Genomic DNA, 22,487 nt, shown 5'->3' with positions numbered 1-22,487 from the left:
GCTTCTATGGCTCTCTTTTTTAAACGCAACAAAAGATACATTATGAGAGCATTAGGCGTACTAAGTCCTTCTTTAGCGACGAGGTTAAACAAGGAGGATAAATATATTTTAGAAATAGATTCATTAAAAATACCATTAGCTTTAATACACATACCAGATACCGCATTTGATGAAACGGACGACCAGTATGCCGATGTTGTTTTGGTAAAGAAAAAAGGATTTTCTTTAAATTACAGAGATTTTGGAGTTATTGAAAATGCTTGGAAAAAATTAAAAGATACAGATCAAGACACCTATTATCCAATAGGCTCAGAATTTTGTGGAGAGATCCTTAAAATTGGAAAAAATGTAACTCACTTAAACGTGGGTGATTATGTTATTGCGAATTGTTCTTACCCTCAGGCTTCTCACAATGCACCACCAGGTATACCAAGTAATCACGCCAGTAAGGAGTTAGAAATTTACCATAAAGGTAAGTTAATTAAAGTTCCAAACAACATTCCCGTAGAACAAGCGTCCGGCATAAGTATTGGCATCCGAGACGGCGATGTCTATGATTAAAAAAGCAGACATAAAAGATGGGGATAATGTATTGGTAACCTCTGTCACATCAAATACGTCATTAATAATCCTTAATTTTCTAAGAGATAGAAATTGTACTATTTATGGCTTATCTTACTCAGGAGAGGACAAAGACAAGGTGAAAGAATTGTTTCCATTTATCCATACCATTTATAACTTTAAAGACAACAACCTACCTAAAGATTTACTTTTTAATGCTGTTTTAGATCCCTTTGCAGACACGCACATCGTTGCTCTACAGCCAAACTTAAATTTTGAAGCCCGCTATGTTACTTGTGGTATGTTTAATCAGTCTTCTCGAAAAATAAAAAGCAAGGCGTCTTATACAAACTTACCCCTATTTATCGGTACTTTAATATCAAAAAATATTCAAATTAAAGCCAATTGTTTAGGGACTACTGAGGATTTAGAAAAAGGTTTAAAATTATTAAGTGAAAATGTTAATAGTTCGATTCCTATCGATTCTTTTTACAACAAAGATGAAGACATTAATTTGTTTTTAGACAAATCCTTTTTAAAGACTAAGAAAACAGGAAAAGTCTCTTTTTTATATAACTAACCTATCATTTTAATAAAAAAACAATAAATCATTACCGCCTAACGCTAAGCGTTTATTAGAATAAAACACTATTTGATAGCATCCAAATTACAGTGTTAAAGGGCCTGTATATGATTCGTAGCTATGTTTTTTTAGTAAATAGGTGGACATAAAATGTGAGATTCCTAACATCTTACTTAACTATAACGGAATAAAAAATTAAAGAATTATTACACTAAAAGCATGAAATTATGAGAGTTCTAGCAGTATTAAGTCCGTCTTTGGATAAAAAAATTGAAAGTAAAGATAAAAGCTATATCCCAATTGATTCTTTAAAGATTCCATTGGCATTGATACACGTAGCAGATGAAGTGTTTGATACACATGATACTAATAATAAAGATCTTGTATTACTAAAGAAAAAAGGATTTTCTCTCAATTATAGAGACTTAGGAATAATTGAAAACGCCTGGAAAAAACTTAAAGATTTTGATGGGGATACGTACTATCCTATTGGATCAGATTTTTGCGGGGAAGTTGTGAAAATTGGTGAAAATGTTAAAAACTTATCTGTTGGGGACTTCGTTGTTCAAGACGGTTTTTACCCCTATTCAGTAGATGGGGGAAAATCGGAATTCCAACGAATCACGGCAGTAAAGAATTAGAAGTAATCCATAAAACCAAACTAATTAAGCTTCCAAAGGATTTTCCAGTAGATATTGCTTCAGGTGTAGGAATTGGAGCTCAAACGGGCATGTCTATGATTAACAAAGCAGAAATAAAAGAGGGGAGTAACATTCTCGTTACTTCTGTGACGTCATACACGTCACTATTTCTTTTAAGCATGTTGAAAAATTATAATTGTAATGTGTATGGCTTATCTTATTCTCGTAATGAAATAGACTCTGTAAAAAAGCAATTTCCCTTTATTAAAGATATCATTACTTTTAAAGACAAAAATTTTCCTAAAAATGTAACCTTCGACGCCGTTTTAGATCCCTTTGCAGATACTTATTTTCCATATTTGTTACTGAACAAAAAATTAAATTACTATTGTAAGTATATTACTTGTGGCTTTTTTAATCAATCTTCAGAAAAAAAAGCCTCGGATGTAGAATTTAAATTGTCTTTAATTCTATCACACATAATAATATACAATGTTCATCTTATAGGGAATTGTTTAGGTACGACTAAAGACTTAAAAGAGGGTATTGATATGCTTCACAAAGACAACGTACTACCAATGGATAGTGTTTTCACAGAAAATGATGATTTAAATGATTTTATAATAAAATCTTTTAACATGGATAAAAATCGTTTTGGCAAAGTCTCTTTTAAGTACTAACTAAAAACTATATACACTTCTAAAACCCGAGAATTTACAATCTAGTAAGTTTTTGGGTTTCTCTTTGGTTTACAATTAACCGCTCTGTTAGGACTACAACGTGCTTCTGTTTTAGACTTCAAACATCCCTAGTCACTATCGTATAAGAACAAAACAGTCCATGATTCATAAAAAAAGCTCGTTCTAAAACCTTATTTTATTTCTATTCATAACGGCTATTTGCCTAAAGATTATAATAAAGACGGCATTTCCAGCTTAAAACGAAAGCGCTTCTCTATGTACACAACTAAAAAACCAGAACAACTAATTGTTCTCGGTTTCATTTTTTATAACTTTCAAGTTATCTACTTAGTGAGCATCGTAATTAAAATCAATTTCAAACTTATAAACAAGACTTGAAATTAAACAAACCCAGCTGGTTGTGCCATTTCCTCCTCTTACCTCGTTAAGCTCGCTTTTATTTAATTCTATCACTGCGCTTTTGTTAAAATCTAATGATTTTTTATTTGTCTTCATAATTATTATGTATTAAATGGTTTATATGTTGTGATTCATACTAAGGCTGTTACTTAGTGAGCATCATAGTTAAAATCAATTTCAAAATTATAAGTAAGACTAGTAACTAAACAGACCCAAGAGGTTGTTCCTCCTCCTCTTACCTCGTTAAGTTCATTTTTATTTAATTCCATTACTGAACTTTTGTTAAAGTCTAATGATTTTTTATTTGTCTTCATAATTATTGAATGTTATTTTGTTTATTTTTAGTGGTGTACGATCGAAATAACTTGATGATCTGAAACGGTTACCGCAATAGCAAGAAGAATGACACCTGCACAAGCCCAGGCAGTACCTCCGTCTATTTCATTCATTTCACTGTTTTTAAGTTCTATTATGGTGTTGGTATTGAAGCTTAATTTGTTGTTTTGTGTTTTCATAATTTAAAATTTAATTAATGTTTTTGAGCTAATTTTAAGGTATCGCTCATTAACCTTTGTTTGAACAAGAGGTTTTTAATGTTAAGATTTACTGATCGAAAAAGTCGAAGACTCTACTAAATAAACCGTCCTAATTCTTACGTGTTATTGTCAATTTATCTCGTTTTGAGTAAACTCTAATTGTTAGTGGTGAACAATCGATATGACTTGATGATCTGAAACAGTCACCGCAATAGCAAGAAGAATAACACCTGCGCAAGCCCAGGCAGTACCTCCGTCTATTTCATTCATTTCACTGTTTTTAAGCTCAATTATCGTGTTGGTATTGAAGCTTAGTTTGTTGTTTTGTGTTTTCATAATTTATTTGTTTTACAAGTTAGTCATCAATGGCTACTGAAATCCGAATATAAGTTCCCCTTTACTGTTTTCAACAAAGGATAAGGTAAAACCATCACCTCCGTTAACACCTATCATTTGTTGATCGTTTAATTCAGAAATTGAATCTTTTTTAAACTGTAATTTGTTGTTTTGTGTTTTCATAATATTTAGTTTAAAGATTAATGGTTACCAAAAAATTGTAACATCTATTTCTAATTGTGTTTCATCATCTCTACCAATATAAATGCTAATACTTGCTCCTGCATTTACGTCAAGCATGTCTTTATCGTTTAATTCAACAATAGCGCTTTTTGAGAACCCTAATTTTGTGTTTTGTGTTTTCATAATTTATTTGTTTTTAAAAGTTAGTCATCAATGGCAACAGAAATCCGAATACAAGTTCTCCTTTACTGTTTTCAACAAAGGATAAGGTAAAGCCATCGCCTCCGTTAACACCAATCATTTGTTGGTCGTTTAATTCAGAAATTGAATCTTTTTTAAACTGTAATTTGTTATTTTGTGTTTTCATAATATTTAGTTTAAAGGTTAATGGTTACCAAAAAATTGTAACATCTATTTCTAACTGTGTTTCATCATCTCTACCGATGTAAATACTAATACTTGCTCCTGCATTTACGTCAAGCATGTCCTTGTCGTTTAATTCAACAATAGCACTTTTTGCGAAACCTAATTTTGTGTTTTGTGTTTTCATAATTTTAGTTTTATTAATAATAGAGGCCATTTTTAAGGTCTGTCTCACCGACCTTTGCTTAAATTAAAGTTCTTTAATGTCTAGATTTAAAAATCGAAAAAGTCGATGGCTATCTTAAATTAACTTGTAAATTTTCGCTTGTTTTTGTTTGTATATTGTACTTATTTTGACCTATTCAATTTCAAGAATAAGGCTAAATGCTGGCCAATACCAACTAGTAACTTCGTGAAAAGAAATCGTTACTCCTACAGATTCGCCTCCACCGGCAACCCCTGTTAATTGTTGATCGTTTAATTCTAAAACAGAATTTTTACTGAAGTCTAATTTTTTGTTTTGTGTTTTCATAATATTACGTTTGGTTTTAATTGTTGTTATAATCTGTTATAGATCTGTTATAGATCTAGAATAAAACTAATGACTGGAATTGGAATAATCCAACCATCAATTTCGTGGAAAGAAATGGTAATGCCTACAGATTCACCTCCACCGGCAACCCCTGTTAATTGTTGATCGTTTAATTCTAGAATAGAATTTTTACTGAAGTCTAATTTTGTGTTTTGTGTTTTCATAATATTGCGTTTGTTTTAATGATTACTTTAATCCCCTATCCTATTTCAAGAATAAGACTAAATGCTGGCAAATACCAACTGGTAACTTCGTGAAAAGAAATCGTTACTCCTACAGATTCACCTCCACCGGCAACCCCTGTTAATTGTTGATCGTTTAATTCTAAAACAGAATTTTTACTGAAGTCTAATTTTTTGTTTTGTGTTTTCATAATATTGCATTTGTTTAATGAGAAATTTGTGATGCTTTTTAGTTGGTAAGAGTTGCTACAAAAGAAAAGAAGGGTTCTGTTGCTCCTTGGCTTTAAACGACCAATAACGTTCTAACGTTCAATTCTGTTAAAGCTGTTTATTGAAATTTAATTTTTGTTACGCCCCAATAGCCCCCATTATATATAGGGAGACATGTCCTCCTTAGCTTCATCTATTTGATTTTGCACCCAATCCACAAAAAAAGTGGTACTCCCTCCTTTAATAGAAACCATTTGAGAAGTATTTAAGTCTACTATGGCTTTTTTGTGAAATCTTGGTTTATTTGTTTGTGTTTTCATAATTTAAAAGGGTGTTTTATTACAGTCCAAAATCGAACCATGTCCCATAAGTGGCCGCTCTTGTAATAATTTCAATGACCTCAGAAGAACCTCCATGGATCTTACTAATGTCTCTATCGTTTAATTCGACAATTGAATTATGATTAAACAATACGTTTTGATTTTGTGTTTTCATAGTCGTTATTTTTAAAAATTAATTTTGATTTAATCCTTGGTGAACAAAGGGGTAATCCGTTTTAACCTTTTAGGCATAGAGTCCGGCACGCCATTTTATATGCGTAACCAGGATCCTCTATTGCCTTTTAAATTAGTTATCTTCTAGTTACACAACTGTCTTCGCCACTGCCACAGGTTATTTGTTCTGTTAATTCTGCAATGTTTATAGAGGTCGTCACTGTCACGCCGTTAACTAAAAGGAGTGCTTCCTTTTGAAGTTCAACTATAGTACGTGTCTCTAATACCTGTTTTGTTTTGTGTAATTTAATAAGAATTAAAATTTGAGATTTTTTAAAATCTACATGGCTACTTCAATTTGCGTAGGCATAACTATTGATTTATTACCTGCCGTTAAAATAGTTTGGGTGGCACCACACATACATCCCGTGCAAGTATCTCCTCCTACTATTGTAGAACCGCCATTAATATTTAATAAATCTGAGCTTTGTAATTCTAGTATCGAGCTTTTGCTAAATACTAATTTGTTGTTTTGTGTTTTCATAATTTTCTTTTTTTAATATAAAATAATGGTTTCAACATGCGTTGGGTTATCTATAATAGATATTTTAATCGTTACAGTCGCTCCGGATGAATCTCCCCATTGGCAGCCTCCATGAATTGACTGAGATTGTGAGTCGCTAAGCTCTGTGATTGCATTTTTACTAAATACTAATTTGTGTTTTTGTGTTTTCATAATAAATGGTTTTTAATAATTAATTGTATTGTCTTCTCGTGCTATTTAGCATCTGAAGTACATAGTGTGTTTGTTGAATAGTTCACTGTTGGTATTTGTATTGACCTTGTTAATCCGTGAAGTTAATATGGTACCTCCCTTAACTTGTTGAAGGGTATTTGTATTTAATTCTGAAATAGAATGCTTATCAAATGCTAATTTTAATGCTTTTGTTTTCATGATATTACGGTTCTATTATATACTATCTAGTAAATGCTTTTATTATAATGTCTGCCATATCACAAAGCGGCCCACTTTCTGAATTGGTACTAAATGTTCCTCCAAATACTGCATTTAGATCGCCTCTATTTAATTCTACAATTTCGCTTTTAGCAAAGTTTAATTCCGTTTTTTTCTTTTGTGTTTTCATAATTAAAGTTGTTTTAGGATTATAAATTTTGTTTCTGTTATAACTGCTCCATAGTCTAAGGTGTTTAACCTCTTTTGGAGTGTTTTCTACTTCTTTTAGCCGTTTTCAAGCGTGCACGTCATGAGTGCTTTTAAGGTCGCTAATTACGCTTGCAAAAGATCTCTTATTATAACCGTTCCTGCTCCGTTACTGCTGTTGATACAAAAAGAGCAGCTAATGCTTCCTCCGTTGGGAGTTATTGAAAGAGTACCTCCATTGATTTTGCTAATTTGATCTTGATTTAGCTCTGAAATTGCGTGTTTTGTGAATTCTAATGCGCTTTTGTTTTGTGTTTTCATAATTATATAGTTTTGTTTTAATGACTAAGGTTAAGGATTAAAAAAAGTTAACATGTCCTTGATCGCGTTTATAGTACATCAACTGTTCTCCCAGTTAAGAACGTTAGAAAAATGACCATAGATTGAAAATCATATGAGGTTATTAATGCATACTATAAGAGTCTTCCTTTTTAGTGAAACAACCATGTGCCATAGGTTGTTGCTACAAGTATATCTTCAATTAGGTCTGCAGAACCCCCTATAACTAATTTTGATTCTGAGTTCGTAAGCTCTGTAATGATACTTTTACTAAATACTAATGGTGCTCTTGGCGTTTTCATATTATGGCTCATATAAAAGTGTCTCAATTACAATTCTCTGGTTACACCACTATCTTCTCCGCCTCCTTGTGTAATTTGCTTCGTTAATTCGGCAATTGTTATTATAGAGCTTGGATAAATAGAGGTCCCTCCTCTAACAGCTACTAAATCGTCATTTTGGAGTTCAACTAATGTTTGTTTTTCAAATACTAACTTTGTACGTTGTGTTTTCATGGTTGTCTTTTTTGTTTTAATAGAGTATAATGGTAAAAACTGGTGTTGGGTTGTCTACTATGGTAATTCTAATGGTTACGGTAGCACCCGATGAATCTCCCCATTGACAGCCTCCATTAACTGAGTTTATTTCTGAGTCTGTAAGCTCTGTGATTGCATTTTTATTAAATGCTAATTTGTGTTTTTGTGTTTTCATAATAAATGGTTTTAATAATTAATTGTATAATTTCCTTCACTTTCGTTGACGACGGTGGTGCATCGTAAATGAGCACTTCTAGTATAAGACTGCCGCGACTATTAATAGTCCTTTTAGAATTTATACAACCGCCCACGTTACAGATTTCACCAACAATAGTTTTAAGCGTTTCTTTATTCAGCTCAAGTATTATAGGTGTTCATAATACGTTGATTTACAACTTGCTTTGTTCTCTTTTGAATAGCTCTATTAGTCTCTTCCACCAACTTTTATCATTAGGTAATTCAACAATTGTTCGCTGTCTCAATTTATCTTTATGAGTATTCGTGTCCTCTTTCATAAGGCGTTGTTAAATACGATTAATCAATTACGATAGCGTCATCTAATGAATGAAAGACATTGTCAAATTCTTGACACAATTCGTTTGAAATAAAATCTAACGCATCCAAATGCAAGTCTGTGTTACTTTGTGTAGTTTTCATTTTTCAAAATTTTAATTAAACTAATATTGTAAAGAACTGATTACTAACTAAAATGAAGCGTTCATCAGTTCTTCAACTCAAGCGCGGTTAAGCCTTAAGCTAAATCTTATTTTAATCTTGTATTCCGAAAAGTGTAGTGAAGTACTCTTGAGATATAATATCCTTTGTGATGACACAAAAAAAATATATATTTGTAGAGTATTCAATGTTGACGGACACGGAATACATGAAAATTTGTGTTTTCAAAATTAACAGGGCTTTACAGAGCTCTGTTTTTTTTATGTCTAATAATTAAAAATGCTTGAGTAAAATTATTAGAACTGTTCTCTTTCTTGTCCCAAAGTAATCTCAAATAAAAGTAACATCCAAACGAAGTAGCCAACAATTTATAAAAAAAACAGTGCTTTTTTTTTATTAAACAATTGTAAATCAGTAGGTTGAAATAAAATCTATGTTTTATATTTCTTGGATCTTTTTAATGTAAACAGATGGGGTAATCCCTGTAGCGTCTCTAAAATATCTTGAAAAAGCATCTGCATTTTTATATCCCATTTCTCCCGCAATACCTTTAACAGAATACGAACGTAATCGCTTGTTATTTTTTAACTCGAGAATCGCGTAATTGATTCGAAGTTCGTTTATATATGTACTAAAAGATTTATCTAAGTGTGTGTTTATTATTTTCGAAAGGTAAGATGTATTGGTTTTAAGTTTTTTGGCCATATTATGTAATGTACAATCCTGGCGCAAGTAATATTGTTTCTCTTCAAGTTTTTGAAGTTTAATAAGTATTTCTTCTACTTTTTTATCATCGATAACGTACGTCGCTTCTGCTTCCTCAGCCTTTGGCGAGGAAGATAGCGCTTTTACTTCCGTGTTTTCTAGGACTTGACGTGATTCTATAGGTTCTTCTTCTAACACCGGTTCTATCTGCTTCTTATGCTCTAAAACAGGTTTGTTTTCTTCAGCCTTTCGCTGTTCGAAAGCTCGAATTTTTATCATTAAATCTTCAAAACGACTTTGATTCTTAATGGCTTTCTGTCTATAGAACATGAATACCCCAACCATAAACAATAAGAGTATTGCACTAATAAAAACCCACAACCATTTGGTTTTTTTATATTTCTCTTTTTCAGAAATTTCTCCCAAAAGCTCTTCTTCATAGGTGTTTTGAATATCTGAAAGCTCTTCTTTGAGTGTGATATCGTGAATACTTTGAATGGCAGATAAATATTCTTGAGTCGCTTTCTCTCTTGCATCCATATATTGAGAGTAGAATGTATTGGATAGCCGAATACTGTCTAAATTTTTATAAACATTCGCTGTTAACTTATAGTATTTCGAAGATTGAAGTGCAGATTTACTGCTTTTTTTATTATTAAGTATCTTTTTTAAATTGTTAAGCGCTTCCTTATATTGTTTCTTTTCAAAAGCAATATCAGCTAACCTGTAGTTAATTTCATTTTTGAACACCTCATTTTTAAGCTGTAAAGCATACTCCATGGCTAAATTAGCATCCTTTTCCGCGCTATTTAAGTCTTTTAATTTTAAGTAGCTTTTTGATCTATAATCATACATATAATAGAGAAAAAGCACATTTTTCTTATGATTGGCCTCCTCTATTCCCTCATTTATTAGCCGAATCGCTTCGGTAATATCATTTTCATTTAAATACACTTCAATAAGACTTTTCCTATTATATCTAAGAAGTATTATGTTATTACTGTTTTTCTGCTTAAGGTAGGTCTCTTTTAAATAATTAAACGCCTCTTTAGAGAGGCCATCTCTATTAAGTCCCACTTTCGTTTTTAGCAGCTCAATTGAAAATTTCATATCCTCTACAACAGTGTCATTTTTCTCTTTCTTTGCTAAATCAATAATTTGGCTATACTGCCTTAAGGCTTCGTTGTAATCGTAATTGTTATCATATATTCGAGCAATAAAATACTTGTTTTTGATAATGTCTATCGGCTTATCAACCAAGCTTAACTTCTTATAATAATAATAAAGAGTACTGTCAATTTGATTCATTGACTCGTGAGAAAAGGCCAAAACAGAATACGCCAATATTATATTTTCTGTATTATTACTAGCCTTATTTAATTTGAGAAATTTATGACTGAAAACAATTGCTTTTTCTCGATTGTTATAAATGTATTTTTTTATTGAATCCCCTGTGGACGCCGTACTCTCTTGGCAAAATATAGGGTGACTAAAAAATAACAAGGAAAAAATGAAGAAAAACAATTTACTTTTCATTAGCGAGGGGATCTATGGACTAAATTTCAATTGTAAAATTACGTTTTTTTTTTTAATTCATAAATCTACGTAAAGCACTGATTTTTATAGCGTTAAAACAATAAAGCAATTCTTTTTTTTTATAAATCGCAGCTTATTATTTTTGGGGTAATAAGAATTAATAGCCATATTTGTTAGAGACAATTAATTAATCTATAAATAAACCTTTTAAGTATGAAAACTCAAGCAAACAAAAAATTGACATTTAACAAGCAGAACATTACAGAACTTAACGACGTATCTCTTTACAATATAAAAGGAGGTGGTGAAACAAGTATTGCCATACAGAGTCATATGCCTCCAATTGAAACCACTTGGTTATGTCTTGGAAACAATCTAATAATGAATAATGAATAGATTGATTTAGACATTGGGCTTACCCGATGCTTCCATGATACTCTTTAAGAAAAGCGTGTAACACTAAAGTGTTACACGCTTTTCTTTTAATATCACATCAATCTTCAGATTAATTAAAAAGAAGGTGTTTAGTACATTGTTTCTATAGTAATTGACCTAGCGAAAGCTCCATATCCCGTTAAATTTCACGTTTCTTCTTGTCTATTTCAAATAATCATGTAGACAGAGAATGGCTTTATCTCGGCGGTAATAATTATGATTTCAAACGAAATATGCTATAATCCATTTCAATTTATTGAAGAATCTCTCTTTTAGCCTATTGACCAAAATAGGATTACCACGGAAAAGTGCATTAAATATAAGTGAGTTATTAGACTTTTACGACGTTAAGGGTCCGTCCGTATTAATCTACTAAATAATTTTATAAAAATAGGTTGCTTAATTTCTATTTAAATATATCAAAAAACTAAGTTTACTCTGAAGTTAAATGTAGCGCGCTATGAAATCTTGAACACTAGCAGCCCTTTTTTTGAGAAAAAAACCAGTAATTTGAATTCTTAGCGGCAATGAAAGTGTTACTAAGACAATTCACTATCTAGAACATATAATTACTTCTGAGACCACGATTTATAGCAATGTTAATGAAAATTAATTTTGTGTATTGGGCACTCTAAGGCGTATAAACTTACTAATTAAAGCATTTAAAGGAAATTACTTTTTTAACGCATTTTAAACACTTTAATTAGTAACTTTGCACTTTAAATCTATCTATTATGATTTCAGTAAGTATATTTTTAGGAATGATTGGACCTTGGCAAATTGCAGTCATCGTGGTGTTAATACTACTCTTATTTGGAGGCAAAAAAATCCCGAATTAATGCGCGGATTAGGAAGCGGCATAAAGGAATTTAAGGATGCTAGTAAAGAGGAAGACGAAGAAAACGTTAAAGAGAAATAGTTTCTTTGTCACAAGATAATAATAAAAAACCCAACGCTATGCGTTGGGTTTTTTGTTGTTATTAGTTAACGTTTATTAAATTTTACTAAAACCCATCTTCGAAAATAACATCACCCGTTGGACCTTGGTCTCCTGGAATAGTTGTTATAATTGATACTATTATTATCGAGCAAAACAAAGTAGTTGGTGTGCTTCCTCCATTTACATCAAGTAACTGACTATCGTTCAACTCTAGTAAATCTCTTTTAATAAATTCTAATTTATTTGTGTTTTGTGTTTTCATAATTTGTGTTTTGAAAATTTAACTTGTATCGTATTTTGATTTGTGATAGTATAGATCAAAACGTTATAAAATTCAGACTCATGGACTCTATTTCTGTTGATCTCTAGTTATATTATAACTAAGAGCTATACTAGCAACACCTATTCCTACGCACTTCACTGATGATGCAATAGCTATGATACAAATAGGAGAAGTCCCACCATCGACCTCCATTAATTGTCCTTCGTTTAGTTCTACTATACTTTTTTTTGTAAAATCTAATTTGTTTGATTCTTGTTTTTTCATAATGTATATATATATTAATTAGTTGCAATTGTAGCGCCGGCAATTGCACCTGTTATAGCTGCTCCAACAGCACCACAGCCAGCAGATGACATCATCGCAGCTACGTTTACACAGCCCATTGAAGATACGACTAAAGGCGTTGTACCTCCTTTTATGTCTTGTAACTGAGCATCGTTTAATTCTAATACAGCGGTTTTTTTAAACCCTAATGTTGTGTTTAAATTTTGTGTTTTAAATAATTATTAAATCCTTTGTTTTTTAATGGTAAAGGTTGCCATAATAAAAGAATAACAATTAAACCCTATATTAGTAATATTCATTATTAACGAAAAAGTCGCTGTCTTTAACTAATAGGTTTTAAAAACTACCTAATACATATTATTTAGTATCTAATGTTGGAATGCATGCAGAGCAGATGTAAGTCGTTGCTCCTCCATAAATAGCGATTGACTCTAATGTGGTTAATTCTACAATTATTTTTTTTGTAAAATCTAACGTGTTCTTGTTTTGTGTTTTCATAATTTGTGTTTTTAATTTGTTATTATTACTGAAATGACCCTTGTTGTTACTCGCAAACAGACTGAAGAAGACATAATAAATATTGGTGATGTTCCGCCATTTACGTCATGTAATTGTGTGTCATTTAATTCTACTAAACTTTGCTTTCTTAAGTCTAATTTGTTTTTATTTTGTGTTTTCATAATTTGTAATTAAAAAGTTAAATAAGCCATTAAACAGCCAATTCCGAGAATCTTTAGAACAGATCTCTGTCGACCCGCCTTTTACCTGATTTAAGTCGTCGTTATTTAATTCTACAATAACCTTTTTTTTAAAATCTAATGTGTTGTTGTTTTGTGTTTTCATAATTGTTTAAATATTAAATTCATTTAAAAATAAATAACCCTTAAAAACCATCCTGAAATATGTTATCCTGGCATGGTAATGAAGATTGTCTTATAGCTTCATCTATATAAGGCGGAGAAAAATATGTCGTAATTGATACTGTGCCCCCGTTAACCTGCACTAATTGAAGATTATTTAATTCTACTATTGAATGCTTACGCACAGATAATTGCTTATTGTTTTGTGTTTTCATAAAATATTATTTCGTTTTACTTAGTAATTAATCTGGTAAAAAGGCTTGTTGGTCCTACTATAACTGTTGTAGCTGTTCCCCCATTTATAGAATGTAAATCATCGTTTTGGAGTTCAACTATTGCTTTTGTTTTAAATGCCAGTTTCTTGTGTTGTGTTTTCATAATTTATTTTTATTACTTTCTTATTGTGTAATTTGTACCACCACTACTTGTAACTAAAAAAGTGCATCTAATATCACTTGGGAGTGAAGTATGCGTACCTCCCTTTATTTCTTTTAACTTATTGTTATTAAGCTCAGATATTGTGCTTGTACTAAATTCTAGTTTGTTCACATTTTGTGTTTTCATAATATTTTGTTTTGTTATTATTGTTGTTGATTATCTGATGTACATAAAGTATCTTTTGAAAAATTGATTATTGTAGTTAAATTTGGGAATGAAGTGACTGTCGTACCCCCTTTTATTTCGTTTAGACTAATATGATTTAGCTCTACAACATCCTTTTTTTCTAAGCTTAGCTGATTTTTAGTGTTTTGTTTTTTCATAAAGTTTCTGTTTTTTAAAATTAGTTACCCACTCCTATTCCTTGAAAAGGATCTCTATAAGAAGTAGTTATAGATACAGCAACCATACATGGCTCAGAAGTAAAGAAATCTGTTTGACCACTAGCTGTTCCTCCATTAATTTCTTTTAATTTTTTGTCATTAAGCTCAGATATTGTGCTTTTACTAAATTCTAGTTTGTTTTTATTTTGTGTTTTCATAAATAGTGTTGTTTTTGTTATTGCTAATTATATGATTGTATATGATGTTTTTTTGAAAAATCAGTGTCTTGTTTACTCTTTTTAAAAACCGCTATGATGTAGAAAGTCCCTAAATCACTATTTTTATAAACTAAAAATCAAGCAGTTATCAATGTTTTGATGAGTCAAAGTAATTTTAAAAAAAAGGAGTGTGCAAGTGAAGACCTGTCATTTTTATAAAAACGACAAGCAAAAAAAAACAGCAAGTTGCTGTTTTTTAGTTGGTTATAGTTGGTTTTAAGACAACTCTTTTATATTCTTAATATAGACTGCAGGAGTAATACCTGTGGCTTCTTTAAAATATTTAGAAAAAGAATTCGCTTTTTTATAGCCTAATTCTTGAGCAATGGCTTTAGTAGAATACGCGCGTAGCTGTTTGTTCTTTTTTAATTCTATAATAGCGTAGTTAATTCTTAGCTCATTAATGTAGGTGCTAAATGTTTTATTTAAATGGTTATTAACGACTTTGGAGAGGTAAGACGTATTGGTCTTTAATCGTTTTGCCATGTTGTGTAAAGTGCAATCCTGACGCAAGAAATACTGCTGGTCTTCCAGGTTTTTAAGTTTTACCAATATCTCATTAACCTTTTCATCGTCAATAATATAAATTGAGGATGTTTCTTCATCAAGTGCTTCATGAGCAACACTATTAACCTCATCACCTTTTATCTTGCTTTTTGTGTTTTCTACTACTGGGACGTTTTCTTTTTCGTAGGCATCAACTTTTAGCATCAACTCATTAAACAGTTTTTTATTTCTTTTTTGTGTCTTCTTATTTCGTAAATAAACAAAAGTAGAAACACAAAATAATACTATAAAAGCAGTAACCCAATACCATTTTTTTAGTATTTGTTGCTTTGTCTCTTGCTTTTCTTCTTCAAGAAAAACCTTATGAATGTTACTTATTATTTTGGATTTCTCTTTAGAAATTTTTGAATATCCAGCATCATATTTGTCTCTATAATTTATATGTAGATCATTTTCTCCTAAAGATTTATATGCTTCTGCTAATAGTTTATAATATTTTGTCAGTTGCGCTGTCTTATTTTTAGCTGTTTTTTCTATTATACTTTTTAATAATTCAATTTGCTCATCATACTTTCCTTGTTTTCCTTTTATTACTGCAGTTGTATATTTTGCTTCGTTTTGAAAACCAATATTGCCTAATAGTATTGCTTTTTTTGTAGCTTCATGTATAGAATTAATTGCCAAAAGTAATTCTTGTTTTTTAATGTAAGCCCTAGCCTCTAATTCATATAGGTAATACTGAAATTCTAGATTCTTATTATCATCGGCTTCAAGGATGCCTTCTTTAATCAAATTAAAAGCCGCGTCTATTTTATTCGCTTTTAAATAAGCTTGTATTAAATTTTTACGATTAAATTTCAAGTCTGTGTTACCTATCTTTCCTTTGGTCTCATTATATCTAACTAAATAAAGATGAAGTGCTTTTTCATTGTCTAGCAATATATACTCGATTTCTTTTATGGCAGAACGTAAGACTTCTATAACACTAATAAAATTTTTCTTTTTAGCGAGTATTAAGGCTTCTATGTATATATCTAATGCGTTTTGGTATTTGTATTGCCTTTCATAAATACGTGCAATACTATATTTATATTGAATAATATCGATTGGATTATCGATGCTTTTTAATGTCTTTTTATAGTAATGAATCGTACTATCAAGAATATTTAATACATCGTATGCTACTGCTTTGTATGTGTTAGATAAAATTATCCCTTCAACATTATTTATTGATTTACTTTTTATTAGAAAACTATCAGATAGCGTTATTGCTTTATTAGGATTATTGTAAATCGTTTTTTTTATTTGATCTCGATAGTGTTGGTTTTCTTCCTTAAAAAGATCCTCCTTTTTACAAGATGCAACTATTACGAATAAAATAGCTAAAAATAGAAATGCTGATTTATTTTTAAAAGCCATATAATCAGGGTGGTTATTTATAGTAGATGTTGTAAAAATACATTTTATAAAAACTTTATTACTATTAGGAGAGGGATTATTTACACCCTTTTTAATGATCCTTTTTTATAAATAGGGTCAAATTCAACGCATTAGAAAGCTCAAATTAATTTATATTTGATAATTGAGTAACTATAATAACACCTAATTATGAAAAGTAAAAAAGGAAAAGTATCATTTTTCGCAAAACTATCTATTACAGAACTTAACAACCAACAATCTCTATCCATTATTGGAGGAACTGTTACAGCTGCAGAAGTGGGACAAAATTCAACAAATTGCCATATAGAGATAAGAACGACAACTATTGCTACAAATCAATCAAATTAGCTAAATACGCTTTATTAGTAAGCATGTATCCCATAACAATTAATAGTTTTATGAAAATCCTTTATGAAATCTAAAAAACAAAAATCTTTAACTGTTAATGGTGGTGTTCGAGAAACGAGTTTAAATATTAGACTCACAACGGTTACAAATTGTAATACTTTAACTCCATCAGGTACTGGCGAAGCTAATGGTGGTGGTACTACAACAAATATGCAACAGTAGTTTTTTAATATAATATTCTAGTTTTAAAAATCAACTATAATAAAAAACCCAACGCAATGCGTTGGGTTTTTTGATTAGGAAGCCTAATTAAGCCGTAACTCAAACAAATCGCACAAATAACCCGAAGATCCTCCATGGATTTTTAGCATTTCATTCTTTTTTAATTCAAAAACTGTGCTTGTCTTGAAATCTAATGTGTTGTTTTGTGTTTTCATAATACTAATGTTTTAATTATTGTAGGGACGCTGCATACACATGAAGAGCCTCCGTTAATTTCTAATAACTCGTTTTGATGTATCTCAACTACAGAATGAACACGAAATTCTAATTCTTTTGTTTTTGTTTTCATAATGTTATGTTTTAATAGCTAATACATGACTCTATAAAAAGGTTTGTGCTCCCTCCTCCATTAATGGTTAGTAAATTATTGTCATTTAACTCCAAAAGGGTCTTTTGTGTGAATTCTAAATTTTTATTTTGTGTTCTCATCTTGTTTGTTTGTTGTTTTCGCTTGTCGGGTACTGTTTTCTAATCGTTTTACACTAGGCTTTTAATATAATTTGACTACTAGAAATAAATTACCTGAACAATAAAGCTATTGTTCAGGTTTATTGAATGATTTTTAATCCTTATTGAATGATTTTTGAAATAATTCGACCAATCGCAAATCCAGCTGCGAATGCGGTGCCTCCTTCGATGGCAAGTATCTCTTGATCACTTAACTCGGTAACTGACCCCTTTCTAAAATCTAATTTATTTTGTGTGTTTTGTGTTTTCATAATATTTCGTGTTTTATTGTTGTTGTTACAATTTATGTTTTGTTATTATTATACTAATTCATATAGAATTCCAAGAGCAACGCCTAAGGCAAAGGCCCCCAAACTTCCTCCTTCAATTGCTAATAATTGATCCTCATCTAATTCTACCATTGTGTTTTTGCTAAAGCTTAAGTTTGTGTTTTGTGTTTTCATAATGTTTAATATTTATATTAATAAAAGTGCTTTGTGTATTTATAGTGCCACAAAGCGGTCCACTGTTGGTAATTCTCGTTATTGTAAATAGATAAGCTCATGTTTGTAAATGGATTAAGTCGATGACTTTAGCCTCTATTGCTACTTTTTAAGAATCACCATATTTTATTCTTTTTACATTAATGCTACAGTACCTATAGAAAGTGCTTGCAAAATGGCACCAAGGTTACTTCCTACATCCACACTTTTTAAAGTGCTGTCATTTATTTCTAAAATTGTCGCTGTGTGAAATTGTAAATTGTTTTTTTGTGTTTTCATACTATTTAAGATTTAATTGCTGTGTTTAAATGAAGAACGATGACTCCTAACTATTAAAAGCGTCCACCTCCTTCTCCAACTCACGCAAATTTTTATACTGCCCAGGTATCTATTTTTAACAAAGAGCTCTTAAAAATGAAAGTTCGGAAATGTCAATCTTACTTGAGTGAACCCTTCTACTTTACGTTTATAAATGATATTTTTTAGAACGTTTAAAGACTAATGTACTGTAACACAATTGTTTTCGTTTGTTGGGTCAAAGTAATTTTAAAAAAAAGTGTTGTGCAAGTGAAGACTCCCGGTTTTCATAAAATATAGAAAACTAGATTTTTATAAAAATCCTATAATGGAAAGTTGAAAGCTTTATTATACTTAAGAAGTTCTAATGCTTTTAATCTTTTTTATATAAACAGAAGGCGTGATACCTGTTACCGATTTAAAGTAACTTGAGAAGGAATCTGCATTCTTATAACCAAATTCTTCAGCAATTGCTGCTACCGAATAAGCTCTTAATCGACTACTATTTTTTAATTCAACAACTGCATAGTCGATTCTTAAATCATTTATGTACTTACTAAACGATTTATTAAGGTGTTCATTTACAATTTTAGACAAATATGAAGTGTTTGTGCCTAATGCTTTAGCCATATTATGCATGTTGCAGTCTTTTCTTAAAAAATAATGCTCTTGTTCTAATTTTTTAATTTTTTTAAGAATCTTACCAACTTTTGCTTTATCCAAGACAAATCTATTGGTTTTTGAAATGGCTTCTTTGGTTTCAGCTGTCTCAACCTTTAATTTTTTAGCTTCACTATTAGCCTTTTTGGAAAGATCTTTAATAACCAGATCTATATCTAAGTGGGCTGATTTATTTTCATAATCCTTAACTTTTCTAAAAAGCGCATCGAAAGCGATTTGATCCTTTCTTTTTATTTTTATATATCTAAAAAACAATACTATTGCGGTAAATAGTAGTATTACAAAAGCAATAATCCAGTACTTTTTTTTAGTTTTTTGCTCTTTAGTCTCTGTAATTTCTTCGCCTAACGAAATTTTGTAAATTTTTTCTAATGTTTCTATTCTTTCAATGGATGCTTTTTCTCTTTCTTTAATCGATTTTTTATAATACGTATTCGACACATCACTACTGTCTAACAACTTGTAATTTTCTGCAAGTAAATTATAATATTTATAGCGCTCTTCGGATGATTTTTCGTCTTCCCGCTGTAAAATATTTTTTATTAAAACAATAGATTCTTTCGTTTTTCTTTGTCTATTTTTAACTTCTGCTAACACATAATTAGTATTATCTAAAAACAATTCATTGTCTAGTATATTAGCATGTTTTATTGCAATTTCTAAAGCTTCATGACTACGTTTGTACTCTTTTTTATTTAAATAGCACTTTCCTTTAAGTTCATTCAAATAGTATAAATATTCTGAGTTATTTTCTTCCGAAGCTTGTTTTAACCCCTCCTCAATATGTATTAATGCTTTATCGTATAAACTGTTAGCGACATAACCATCAATTAATTTTTTTCTAATATATCTAATGGAAGTTTTATCATCGGCATATTTATCGTAAGCGGCTAAAAGTTGTGTGATAGACTCTAAAGTTCCATTAACCTTATTTCTTATAGACGTGATTGAAAGTCTGATGTCTTCTTTTTTACTTTCTAAATTATTTTCTGATGCTATTGATAATGCTTCATTATAAAGTCTTAATGCTCTTTCATAATCCCGTTTTGCTTCATAAATAACACCTATACTATAAGTGTAATCTATAATATCTGAAGGAGTCGAAGACCTATCTAATGCCTTTTGATAATAAAATACAGTGCTATCCAAGTCATTCGACAGTTCGTGCATGATTGCATAGATCATATAAGACCAACTTAAATCTTCTTCGTTATTTTTGCTTTCACTTAAAGTAAACAACTGTTTATTAAAATATTCTGTTTTCTCTCTATTATTATAGATGTATTTCTTAATGGAATCTTTTAGCTGTTGGTTTTGAGCATCAACACTAAAACAAACGGTAATTAGAAGGGATAATGACAGTATACGAAAACACTTATGGTAAAATATCTTGTTTTTTAAGAATGTTTTAAGAGACATAATTGTTTGATTTTAAGCTATTTACTGTATAAAAAAAGTGTTTTTATAAAAACAGGGTGTAGTTACTTTAACTGAATACACATATCCTATATCTTTGTTTTGAAAGATTGAATATATAAAAACTAATCTTTTATTTAACCAAAACATTAATTTTATAATCCCTCTTAAAATGAAAACAATTCAAGCAGACTTTCCTAACCAAAAAAAAATAATGCAAAGCAAAAAAATTTCTTTTTTAAAATATTCTATTATTGAATTAAATGATTCAAATTTAAAAGAGATTAATGGAGGTACATTAGGAGGTAGTACGGGGGCAACACATAGTACAAGACCTAAAAGTATTGCTCACTAAATCAAACTAAGTACCCCCCTATAATAGAGCATAAAGATTGTTTCAGAACGATACGTTATACTAGTGTTTATACATCCCATTTAATTACAAATTAAAAATAATCGTAAATTTCGTTTGTTTTATACTATGAAGACATCTCAAACAAAAACGATTTATAGCAAAACACTCAAAAATAAATAAACAAACCATCATTGAATTAAATGCTCCAAACCTGAAGGAGATTTTAGGTGGTTCCGGTACAAAGCTAAGTGAATCAAATACTAGGATGATCGTTGGATCTGGCCAAAACCTCTGATGAAACGATTAGTACAAGACATAGTAGTTCACCGTTTATATATAAATAAACAACTCTGTTGACTCTAATTAAGTTGACTTTCTAAAGACATTCTTATTATTTAAAATTCCATATTATGAAAACAACTCAAGAAAAAAAATCACTTTCAAATTCTCCTATTTTTATGAAAACAACTATTGTGGAACTTTCTGAACACACAATGCTAAAAGTTAATAGTGGTTCCGGATTTCGCAGGCCTGTTAGTATACGTACTTCTGACACAAATTAAACACTTACTTTAAAAACAAACGCCCATGTTTAAACATGGGCGTTTGTTTTTAGATATTCAGTAACTGTATTTATTTCACCTCAATAGATTTTATTACAGCCTCTAATTCAAACATATAATCTCTTTTAGACACGGAAGGTGCGAAAGTAAAACCTTCTGCGACCAGGTATCTTTCATTCACTTTATCTTCAATAAAGTAAGTGATAAAAGGTCCGGACATAATGGGCCCTCCTTTTACATCCCAAAGGCCTTTAACTTCAATGGTAGGTTTATTGTCGATAATGGATTCGTATATGTGTGGGGCGTACATCATTTCTGTTGCCATATAACTCCCTTCTACTGGTCCTCCAATATACTTCGGCCAATGGAGTCTCTTATTTTTAAAACTTGATTTACGAGGCTGTCATCCTTCTTCAGGGCTTCCATAGGCACTTCATATAACAGAACATTGGTGTAACCTGTGGGAATATCACGTCTTATCCAAAAGAATTTATCTTCCGGCTTTGCTGCTGTCGTAGCAATTCTAAACGTATTAGGAAAGCCTATTTCTATACCTAAAGATTCTTCTATCACTTGGGCATTTTGTAACGCTTTTTGGTGATCTTTTTGTGTTTTTCTTATGTCTGACACCTTAAACGCGTTCACTATTTGCGTTTCATGTTTATTAATCTGCATCTTTATTTCAGCAATATCCTTTCCGCTTAAAACAATCATCGTTTGTGGTCGGGCAAAAGCATCTTTTACAATTTTAAAACCTACCGGTCCTTGTTCAATTTTCAAAGTATTTCTGCTTTCTTTGGCAAAACTCGTAAATACTTGAGGTGGGATTTGATTTAACGAAAACAACGGCTCTTCTTGATTTAGTCCATCTATTGGCGCTGCAAGAACATCTCTTATCGCCTCACCTACCGTATTTTTCCGAGTTCGTTATCTATAACAATAGAAACATTATTTATTGGCCCTGCTGAATCTGGTAGAATTCTTTGGCTTTCTTTACTTCCTTCTTTGCATGAAAAAAGGGATAATACAATAACTACTAAGAGTGTCGTTTTACGCATAATTGAGCTGTTTT

General features: G+C 30.7%; 49 protein-coding genes and 3 pseudogenes. 9 read left to right on the top strand and 43 right to left on the bottom strand.

What is annotated here, in order from left to right:
• The first annotated feature begins 6 nt into the window (after positions 1–6).
• The 4 genes from N7U66_RS12820 (at position 7) to N7U66_RS12805 (ending at position 2,465) form a co-directional block, all read left to right on the top strand.
• On the top strand, positions 7–561 hold the full coding sequence (locus N7U66_RS12820; RefSeq protein WP_267675610.1) for an alcohol dehydrogenase catalytic domain-containing protein: 555 nt from the start codon (positions 7–9) through the stop codon (positions 559–561).
• Entirely contained in the window at positions 554–1,141 is a 588-nt protein-coding gene (locus N7U66_RS12815) for an MDR/zinc-dependent alcohol dehydrogenase-like family protein (RefSeq protein WP_267675609.1), read from the top strand. Before N7U66_RS12820 ends, N7U66_RS12815 begins: the two co-directional genes overlap by 8 nt.
• A 230-nt stretch (positions 1,142–1,371) precedes the next feature.
• Entirely contained in the window at positions 1,372–1,785 is a 414-nt protein-coding gene (locus tag N7U66_RS12810) for an alcohol dehydrogenase catalytic domain-containing protein (RefSeq protein WP_267675607.1), read from the top strand.
• A 95-nt stretch (positions 1,786–1,880) separates the two neighbouring features.
• Positions 1,881–2,465: a hypothetical protein gene (locus N7U66_RS12805; protein WP_267675604.1), complete on the top strand. Its 585-nt coding sequence runs from the start codon at positions 1,881–1,883 to the stop codon at positions 2,463–2,465.
• A 348-nt stretch (positions 2,466–2,813) separates the two neighbouring features.
• On the opposite strand, the gene N7U66_RS12800 is transcribed toward N7U66_RS12805, so the two are convergent.
• The 23 genes from N7U66_RS12800 to N7U66_RS12690 form a co-directional block, all read right to left on the bottom strand.
• Positions 2,814–2,981: a class I lanthipeptide gene (locus tag N7U66_RS12800; protein WP_267675603.1), complete on the bottom strand. Its 168-nt coding sequence runs from the start codon at positions 2,979–2,981 to the stop codon at positions 2,814–2,816.
• A 53-nt stretch (positions 2,982–3,034) separates the two neighbouring features.
• Positions 3,035–3,199, bottom strand: coding sequence for a class I lanthipeptide (locus N7U66_RS12795; RefSeq protein WP_267675601.1), 165 nt, complete (start codon positions 3,197–3,199; stop codon positions 3,035–3,037).
• A 27-nt stretch (positions 3,200–3,226) separates the two neighbouring features.
• Positions 3,227–3,400, bottom strand: coding sequence for a hypothetical protein (locus N7U66_RS12790; protein ID WP_267675600.1), 174 nt, complete (start codon positions 3,398–3,400; stop codon positions 3,227–3,229).
• 183 nt (positions 3,401–3,583) lie between these two features.
• Positions 3,584–3,757 (bottom strand): hypothetical protein, encoded by a 174-nt coding sequence (locus N7U66_RS12785; RefSeq protein ID WP_267675600.1) that lies wholly within the window; start codon positions 3,755–3,757, stop codon positions 3,584–3,586.
• 33 nt (positions 3,758–3,790) lie between these two features.
• Entirely contained in the window at positions 3,791–3,940 is a 150-nt protein-coding gene (locus N7U66_RS12780; RefSeq protein WP_267675599.1) for a class I lanthipeptide, read from the bottom strand.
• Between the two features lie 24 nt (positions 3,941–3,964).
• Positions 3,965–4,123, bottom strand: a complete 159-nt coding sequence (locus tag N7U66_RS12775; RefSeq protein ID WP_267675598.1) for a hypothetical protein — start codon at positions 4,121–4,123, stop codon at positions 3,965–3,967.
• A gap of 13 nt (positions 4,124–4,136) precedes the next feature.
• Complete coding sequence (locus tag N7U66_RS12770) at positions 4,137–4,307, bottom strand: class I lanthipeptide (RefSeq protein WP_267675597.1); 171 nt, start codon at positions 4,305–4,307, stop codon at positions 4,137–4,139.
• A gap of 24 nt (positions 4,308–4,331) precedes the next feature.
• Positions 4,332–4,490, bottom strand: coding sequence for a hypothetical protein (locus tag N7U66_RS12765; RefSeq protein WP_267675596.1), 159 nt, complete (start codon positions 4,488–4,490; stop codon positions 4,332–4,334).
• Between the two features lie 171 nt (positions 4,491–4,661).
• Entirely contained in the window at positions 4,662–4,835 is a 174-nt protein-coding gene (locus N7U66_RS12760; protein WP_267675595.1) for a class I lanthipeptide, read from the bottom strand.
• A gap of 47 nt (positions 4,836–4,882) precedes the next feature.
• Positions 4,883–5,059: a class I lanthipeptide gene (locus N7U66_RS12755; RefSeq protein WP_267675594.1), complete on the bottom strand. Its 177-nt coding sequence runs from the start codon at positions 5,057–5,059 to the stop codon at positions 4,883–4,885.
• A gap of 35 nt (positions 5,060–5,094) precedes the next feature.
• Positions 5,095–5,268, bottom strand: a complete 174-nt coding sequence (locus N7U66_RS12750) for a class I lanthipeptide (RefSeq protein ID WP_267675592.1) — start codon at positions 5,266–5,268, stop codon at positions 5,095–5,097.
• 177 nt (positions 5,269–5,445) lie between these two features.
• Positions 5,446–5,607: a hypothetical protein gene (locus N7U66_RS12745; protein WP_267675591.1), complete on the bottom strand. Its 162-nt coding sequence runs from the start codon at positions 5,605–5,607 to the stop codon at positions 5,446–5,448.
• Positions 5,608–5,626: 19 nt separating this feature from the next.
• Positions 5,627–5,782 (bottom strand): hypothetical protein, encoded by a 156-nt coding sequence (locus tag N7U66_RS12740; protein WP_267675590.1) that lies wholly within the window; start codon positions 5,780–5,782, stop codon positions 5,627–5,629.
• Positions 5,783–6,121: 339 nt separating this feature from the next.
• Positions 6,122–6,325, bottom strand: coding sequence for a hypothetical protein (locus N7U66_RS12735; RefSeq protein WP_267675589.1), 204 nt, complete (start codon positions 6,323–6,325; stop codon positions 6,122–6,124).
• A gap of 12 nt (positions 6,326–6,337) precedes the next feature.
• Entirely contained in the window at positions 6,338–6,517 is a 180-nt protein-coding gene (locus N7U66_RS12730) for a class I lanthipeptide (RefSeq protein ID WP_267675588.1), read from the bottom strand.
• Between the two features lie 45 nt (positions 6,518–6,562).
• Positions 6,563–6,736 carry a class I lanthipeptide gene (locus N7U66_RS12725; protein WP_267675587.1) on the bottom strand — a complete coding sequence of 58 codons (174 nt, stop codon included), beginning with the start codon at positions 6,734–6,736 and terminating at the stop codon, positions 6,563–6,565.
• A 22-nt stretch (positions 6,737–6,758) separates the two neighbouring features.
• Positions 6,759–6,926 (bottom strand): hypothetical protein, encoded by a 168-nt coding sequence (locus N7U66_RS12720; protein WP_267675586.1) that lies wholly within the window; start codon positions 6,924–6,926, stop codon positions 6,759–6,761.
• Positions 6,927–7,069: 143 nt separating this feature from the next.
• A complete protein-coding gene (locus N7U66_RS12715; protein ID WP_267675585.1) occupies positions 7,070–7,264 on the bottom strand; it encodes a hypothetical protein in 195 nt (64 codons plus the stop codon).
• Between the two features lie 170 nt (positions 7,265–7,434).
• On the bottom strand, positions 7,435–7,596 hold the full coding sequence (locus N7U66_RS12710) for a hypothetical protein (protein ID WP_267675584.1): 162 nt from the start codon (positions 7,594–7,596) through the stop codon (positions 7,435–7,437).
• Positions 7,597–7,611: 15 nt separating this feature from the next.
• A complete protein-coding gene (locus N7U66_RS12705; RefSeq protein WP_267675583.1) occupies positions 7,612–7,797 on the bottom strand; it encodes a hypothetical protein in 186 nt (61 codons plus the stop codon).
• Between the two features lie 16 nt (positions 7,798–7,813).
• On the bottom strand, positions 7,814–7,993 hold the full coding sequence (locus tag N7U66_RS12700) for a class I lanthipeptide (protein WP_267675582.1): 180 nt from the start codon (positions 7,991–7,993) through the stop codon (positions 7,814–7,816).
• Positions 7,994–8,352: 359 nt separating this feature from the next.
• Positions 8,353–8,475, bottom strand: a complete 123-nt coding sequence (locus N7U66_RS12695) for a hypothetical protein (RefSeq protein WP_267675581.1) — start codon at positions 8,473–8,475, stop codon at positions 8,353–8,355.
• Between the two features lie 456 nt (positions 8,476–8,931).
• Entirely contained in the window at positions 8,932–10,542 is a 1,611-nt protein-coding gene (locus N7U66_RS12690; protein ID WP_267675580.1) for an AraC family transcriptional regulator, read from the bottom strand.
• Between the two features lie 405 nt (positions 10,543–10,947).
• Here N7U66_RS12690 and N7U66_RS12685 point away from each other — a divergent pair, with 405 nt between their 5' ends.
• Both N7U66_RS12685 and N7U66_RS12680 read left to right on the top strand, forming a co-directional pair.
• The gene (locus tag N7U66_RS12685; protein ID WP_267675579.1) at positions 10,948–11,130 is read left to right on the top strand and encodes a class I lanthipeptide; all 183 of its coding nucleotides are present in this window, start codon (positions 10,948–10,950) and stop codon (positions 11,128–11,130) included.
• A gap of 773 nt (positions 11,131–11,903) precedes the next feature.
• Positions 11,904–12,088, top strand: a pseudogene (locus N7U66_RS12680) (twin-arginine translocase TatA/TatE family subunit).
• 85 nt (positions 12,089–12,173) lie between these two features.
• Here the strand turns inward: N7U66_RS12680 and N7U66_RS12675 are convergent.
• The 12 genes and pseudogenes from N7U66_RS12675 to N7U66_RS12630 form a co-directional block, all read right to left on the bottom strand.
• A complete protein-coding gene (locus tag N7U66_RS12675; RefSeq protein ID WP_267675578.1) occupies positions 12,174–12,371 on the bottom strand; it encodes a hypothetical protein in 198 nt (65 codons plus the stop codon).
• 87 nt (positions 12,372–12,458) lie between these two features.
• Positions 12,459–12,656, bottom strand: a complete 198-nt coding sequence (locus tag N7U66_RS12670) for a class IIb bacteriocin, lactobin A/cerein 7B family (protein WP_267675577.1) — start codon at positions 12,654–12,656, stop codon at positions 12,459–12,461.
• Between the two features lie 14 nt (positions 12,657–12,670).
• Positions 12,671–12,874: pseudogene (locus N7U66_RS22595) on the bottom strand (hypothetical protein); the annotation flags it as partial.
• Positions 12,875–13,034: 160 nt separating this feature from the next.
• The gene (locus N7U66_RS12665) at positions 13,035–13,175 is read right to left on the bottom strand and encodes a hypothetical protein (RefSeq protein WP_267675576.1); all 141 of its coding nucleotides are present in this window, start codon (positions 13,173–13,175) and stop codon (positions 13,035–13,037) included.
• An 11-nt stretch (positions 13,176–13,186) separates the two neighbouring features.
• A complete protein-coding gene (locus tag N7U66_RS22590; protein ID WP_390886573.1) occupies positions 13,187–13,357 on the bottom strand; it encodes a class I lanthipeptide in 171 nt (56 codons plus the stop codon).
• A complete protein-coding gene (locus N7U66_RS12660; protein WP_267675575.1) occupies positions 13,341–13,520 on the bottom strand; it encodes a class I lanthipeptide in 180 nt (59 codons plus the stop codon). The genes N7U66_RS22590 and N7U66_RS12660 overlap by 17 nt, the downstream gene beginning before the upstream one ends.
• Positions 13,521–13,560: 40 nt before the next feature.
• Positions 13,561–13,752, bottom strand: a complete 192-nt coding sequence (locus N7U66_RS12655; RefSeq protein WP_267675574.1) for a hypothetical protein — start codon at positions 13,750–13,752, stop codon at positions 13,561–13,563.
• A gap of 16 nt (positions 13,753–13,768) precedes the next feature.
• Entirely contained in the window at positions 13,769–13,915 is a 147-nt protein-coding gene (locus N7U66_RS12650) for a hypothetical protein (RefSeq protein WP_267675573.1), read from the bottom strand.
• A 12-nt stretch (positions 13,916–13,927) separates the two neighbouring features.
• A complete protein-coding gene (locus tag N7U66_RS12645) occupies positions 13,928–14,101 on the bottom strand; it encodes a bacteriocin (RefSeq protein ID WP_267675572.1) in 174 nt (57 codons plus the stop codon).
• A 17-nt stretch (positions 14,102–14,118) separates the two neighbouring features.
• Positions 14,119–14,298, bottom strand: coding sequence for a class I lanthipeptide (locus N7U66_RS12640; protein ID WP_267675571.1), 180 nt, complete (start codon positions 14,296–14,298; stop codon positions 14,119–14,121).
• Between the two features lie 20 nt (positions 14,299–14,318).
• Positions 14,319–14,516, bottom strand: a complete 198-nt coding sequence (locus N7U66_RS12635; protein WP_267675570.1) for a class I lanthipeptide — start codon at positions 14,514–14,516, stop codon at positions 14,319–14,321.
• A 276-nt stretch (positions 14,517–14,792) separates the two neighbouring features.
• Entirely contained in the window at positions 14,793–16,502 is a 1,710-nt protein-coding gene (locus N7U66_RS12630) for a helix-turn-helix domain-containing protein (protein ID WP_267675569.1), read from the bottom strand.
• A 189-nt stretch (positions 16,503–16,691) separates the two neighbouring features.
• Between N7U66_RS12630 and N7U66_RS12625 the strand changes: the two genes are divergently transcribed.
• Positions 16,692–16,871, top strand: a complete 180-nt coding sequence (locus tag N7U66_RS12625; RefSeq protein ID WP_267675568.1) for a hypothetical protein — start codon at positions 16,692–16,694, stop codon at positions 16,869–16,871.
• A 63-nt stretch (positions 16,872–16,934) separates the two neighbouring features.
• Complete coding sequence (locus N7U66_RS12620; protein WP_267675567.1) at positions 16,935–17,093, top strand: hypothetical protein; 159 nt, start codon at positions 16,935–16,937, stop codon at positions 17,091–17,093.
• Positions 17,094–17,176: 83 nt separating this feature from the next.
• On the opposite strand, the gene N7U66_RS12615 is transcribed toward N7U66_RS12620, so the two are convergent.
• From N7U66_RS12615 to N7U66_RS12590, 6 genes are all read right to left on the bottom strand, one after another.
• Positions 17,177–17,308: a hypothetical protein gene (locus tag N7U66_RS12615; protein ID WP_267675566.1), complete on the bottom strand. Its 132-nt coding sequence runs from the start codon at positions 17,306–17,308 to the stop codon at positions 17,177–17,179.
• 145 nt (positions 17,309–17,453) lie between these two features.
• Positions 17,454–17,582, bottom strand: a complete 129-nt coding sequence (locus N7U66_RS12610) for a hypothetical protein (protein ID WP_267675565.1) — start codon at positions 17,580–17,582, stop codon at positions 17,454–17,456.
• A gap of 140 nt (positions 17,583–17,722) precedes the next feature.
• Positions 17,723–17,872, bottom strand: a complete 150-nt coding sequence (locus N7U66_RS12605; RefSeq protein ID WP_267675564.1) for a class I lanthipeptide — start codon at positions 17,870–17,872, stop codon at positions 17,723–17,725.
• A gap of 48 nt (positions 17,873–17,920) precedes the next feature.
• Positions 17,921–18,064 carry a class I lanthipeptide gene (locus N7U66_RS12600; RefSeq protein WP_267675563.1) on the bottom strand — a complete coding sequence of 48 codons (144 nt, stop codon included), beginning with the start codon at positions 18,062–18,064 and terminating at the stop codon, positions 17,921–17,923.
• 174 nt (positions 18,065–18,238) lie between these two features.
• Complete coding sequence (locus N7U66_RS12595; RefSeq protein ID WP_267675562.1) at positions 18,239–18,382, bottom strand: hypothetical protein; 144 nt, start codon at positions 18,380–18,382, stop codon at positions 18,239–18,241.
• Between the two features lie 372 nt (positions 18,383–18,754).
• On the bottom strand, positions 18,755–20,500 hold the full coding sequence (locus N7U66_RS12590; RefSeq protein WP_267675561.1) for an AraC family transcriptional regulator: 1,746 nt from the start codon (positions 20,498–20,500) through the stop codon (positions 18,755–18,757).
• 169 nt (positions 20,501–20,669) lie between these two features.
• Between N7U66_RS12590 and N7U66_RS12585 the strand changes: the two genes are divergently transcribed.
• Positions 20,670–20,852, top strand: coding sequence for a hypothetical protein (locus N7U66_RS12585; protein ID WP_267675560.1), 183 nt, complete (start codon positions 20,670–20,672; stop codon positions 20,850–20,852).
• Positions 20,853–21,485: 633 nt separating this feature from the next.
• On the opposite strand, the pseudogene N7U66_RS12580 reads toward N7U66_RS12585, so the two are convergent.
• Positions 21,486–22,288: pseudogene (locus N7U66_RS12580) on the bottom strand (DUF4837 family protein).
• Between the two features lie 32 nt (positions 22,289–22,320).
• Positions 22,321–22,473 (bottom strand): hypothetical protein, encoded by a 153-nt coding sequence (locus tag N7U66_RS12575; RefSeq protein WP_267675559.1) that lies wholly within the window; start codon positions 22,471–22,473, stop codon positions 22,321–22,323.
• Positions 22,474–22,487 lie beyond the last annotated feature (14 nt).

This window comes from Lacinutrix neustonica (assembly GCF_026625145.1).
GTDB lineage: Bacteria > Bacteroidota > Bacteroidia > Flavobacteriales > Flavobacteriaceae > Lacinutrix > Lacinutrix neustonica.
The sequence above is the reverse complement of the archived record's forward strand: the minus strand, read 5'-3'. Positions and strand labels throughout refer to the sequence as shown.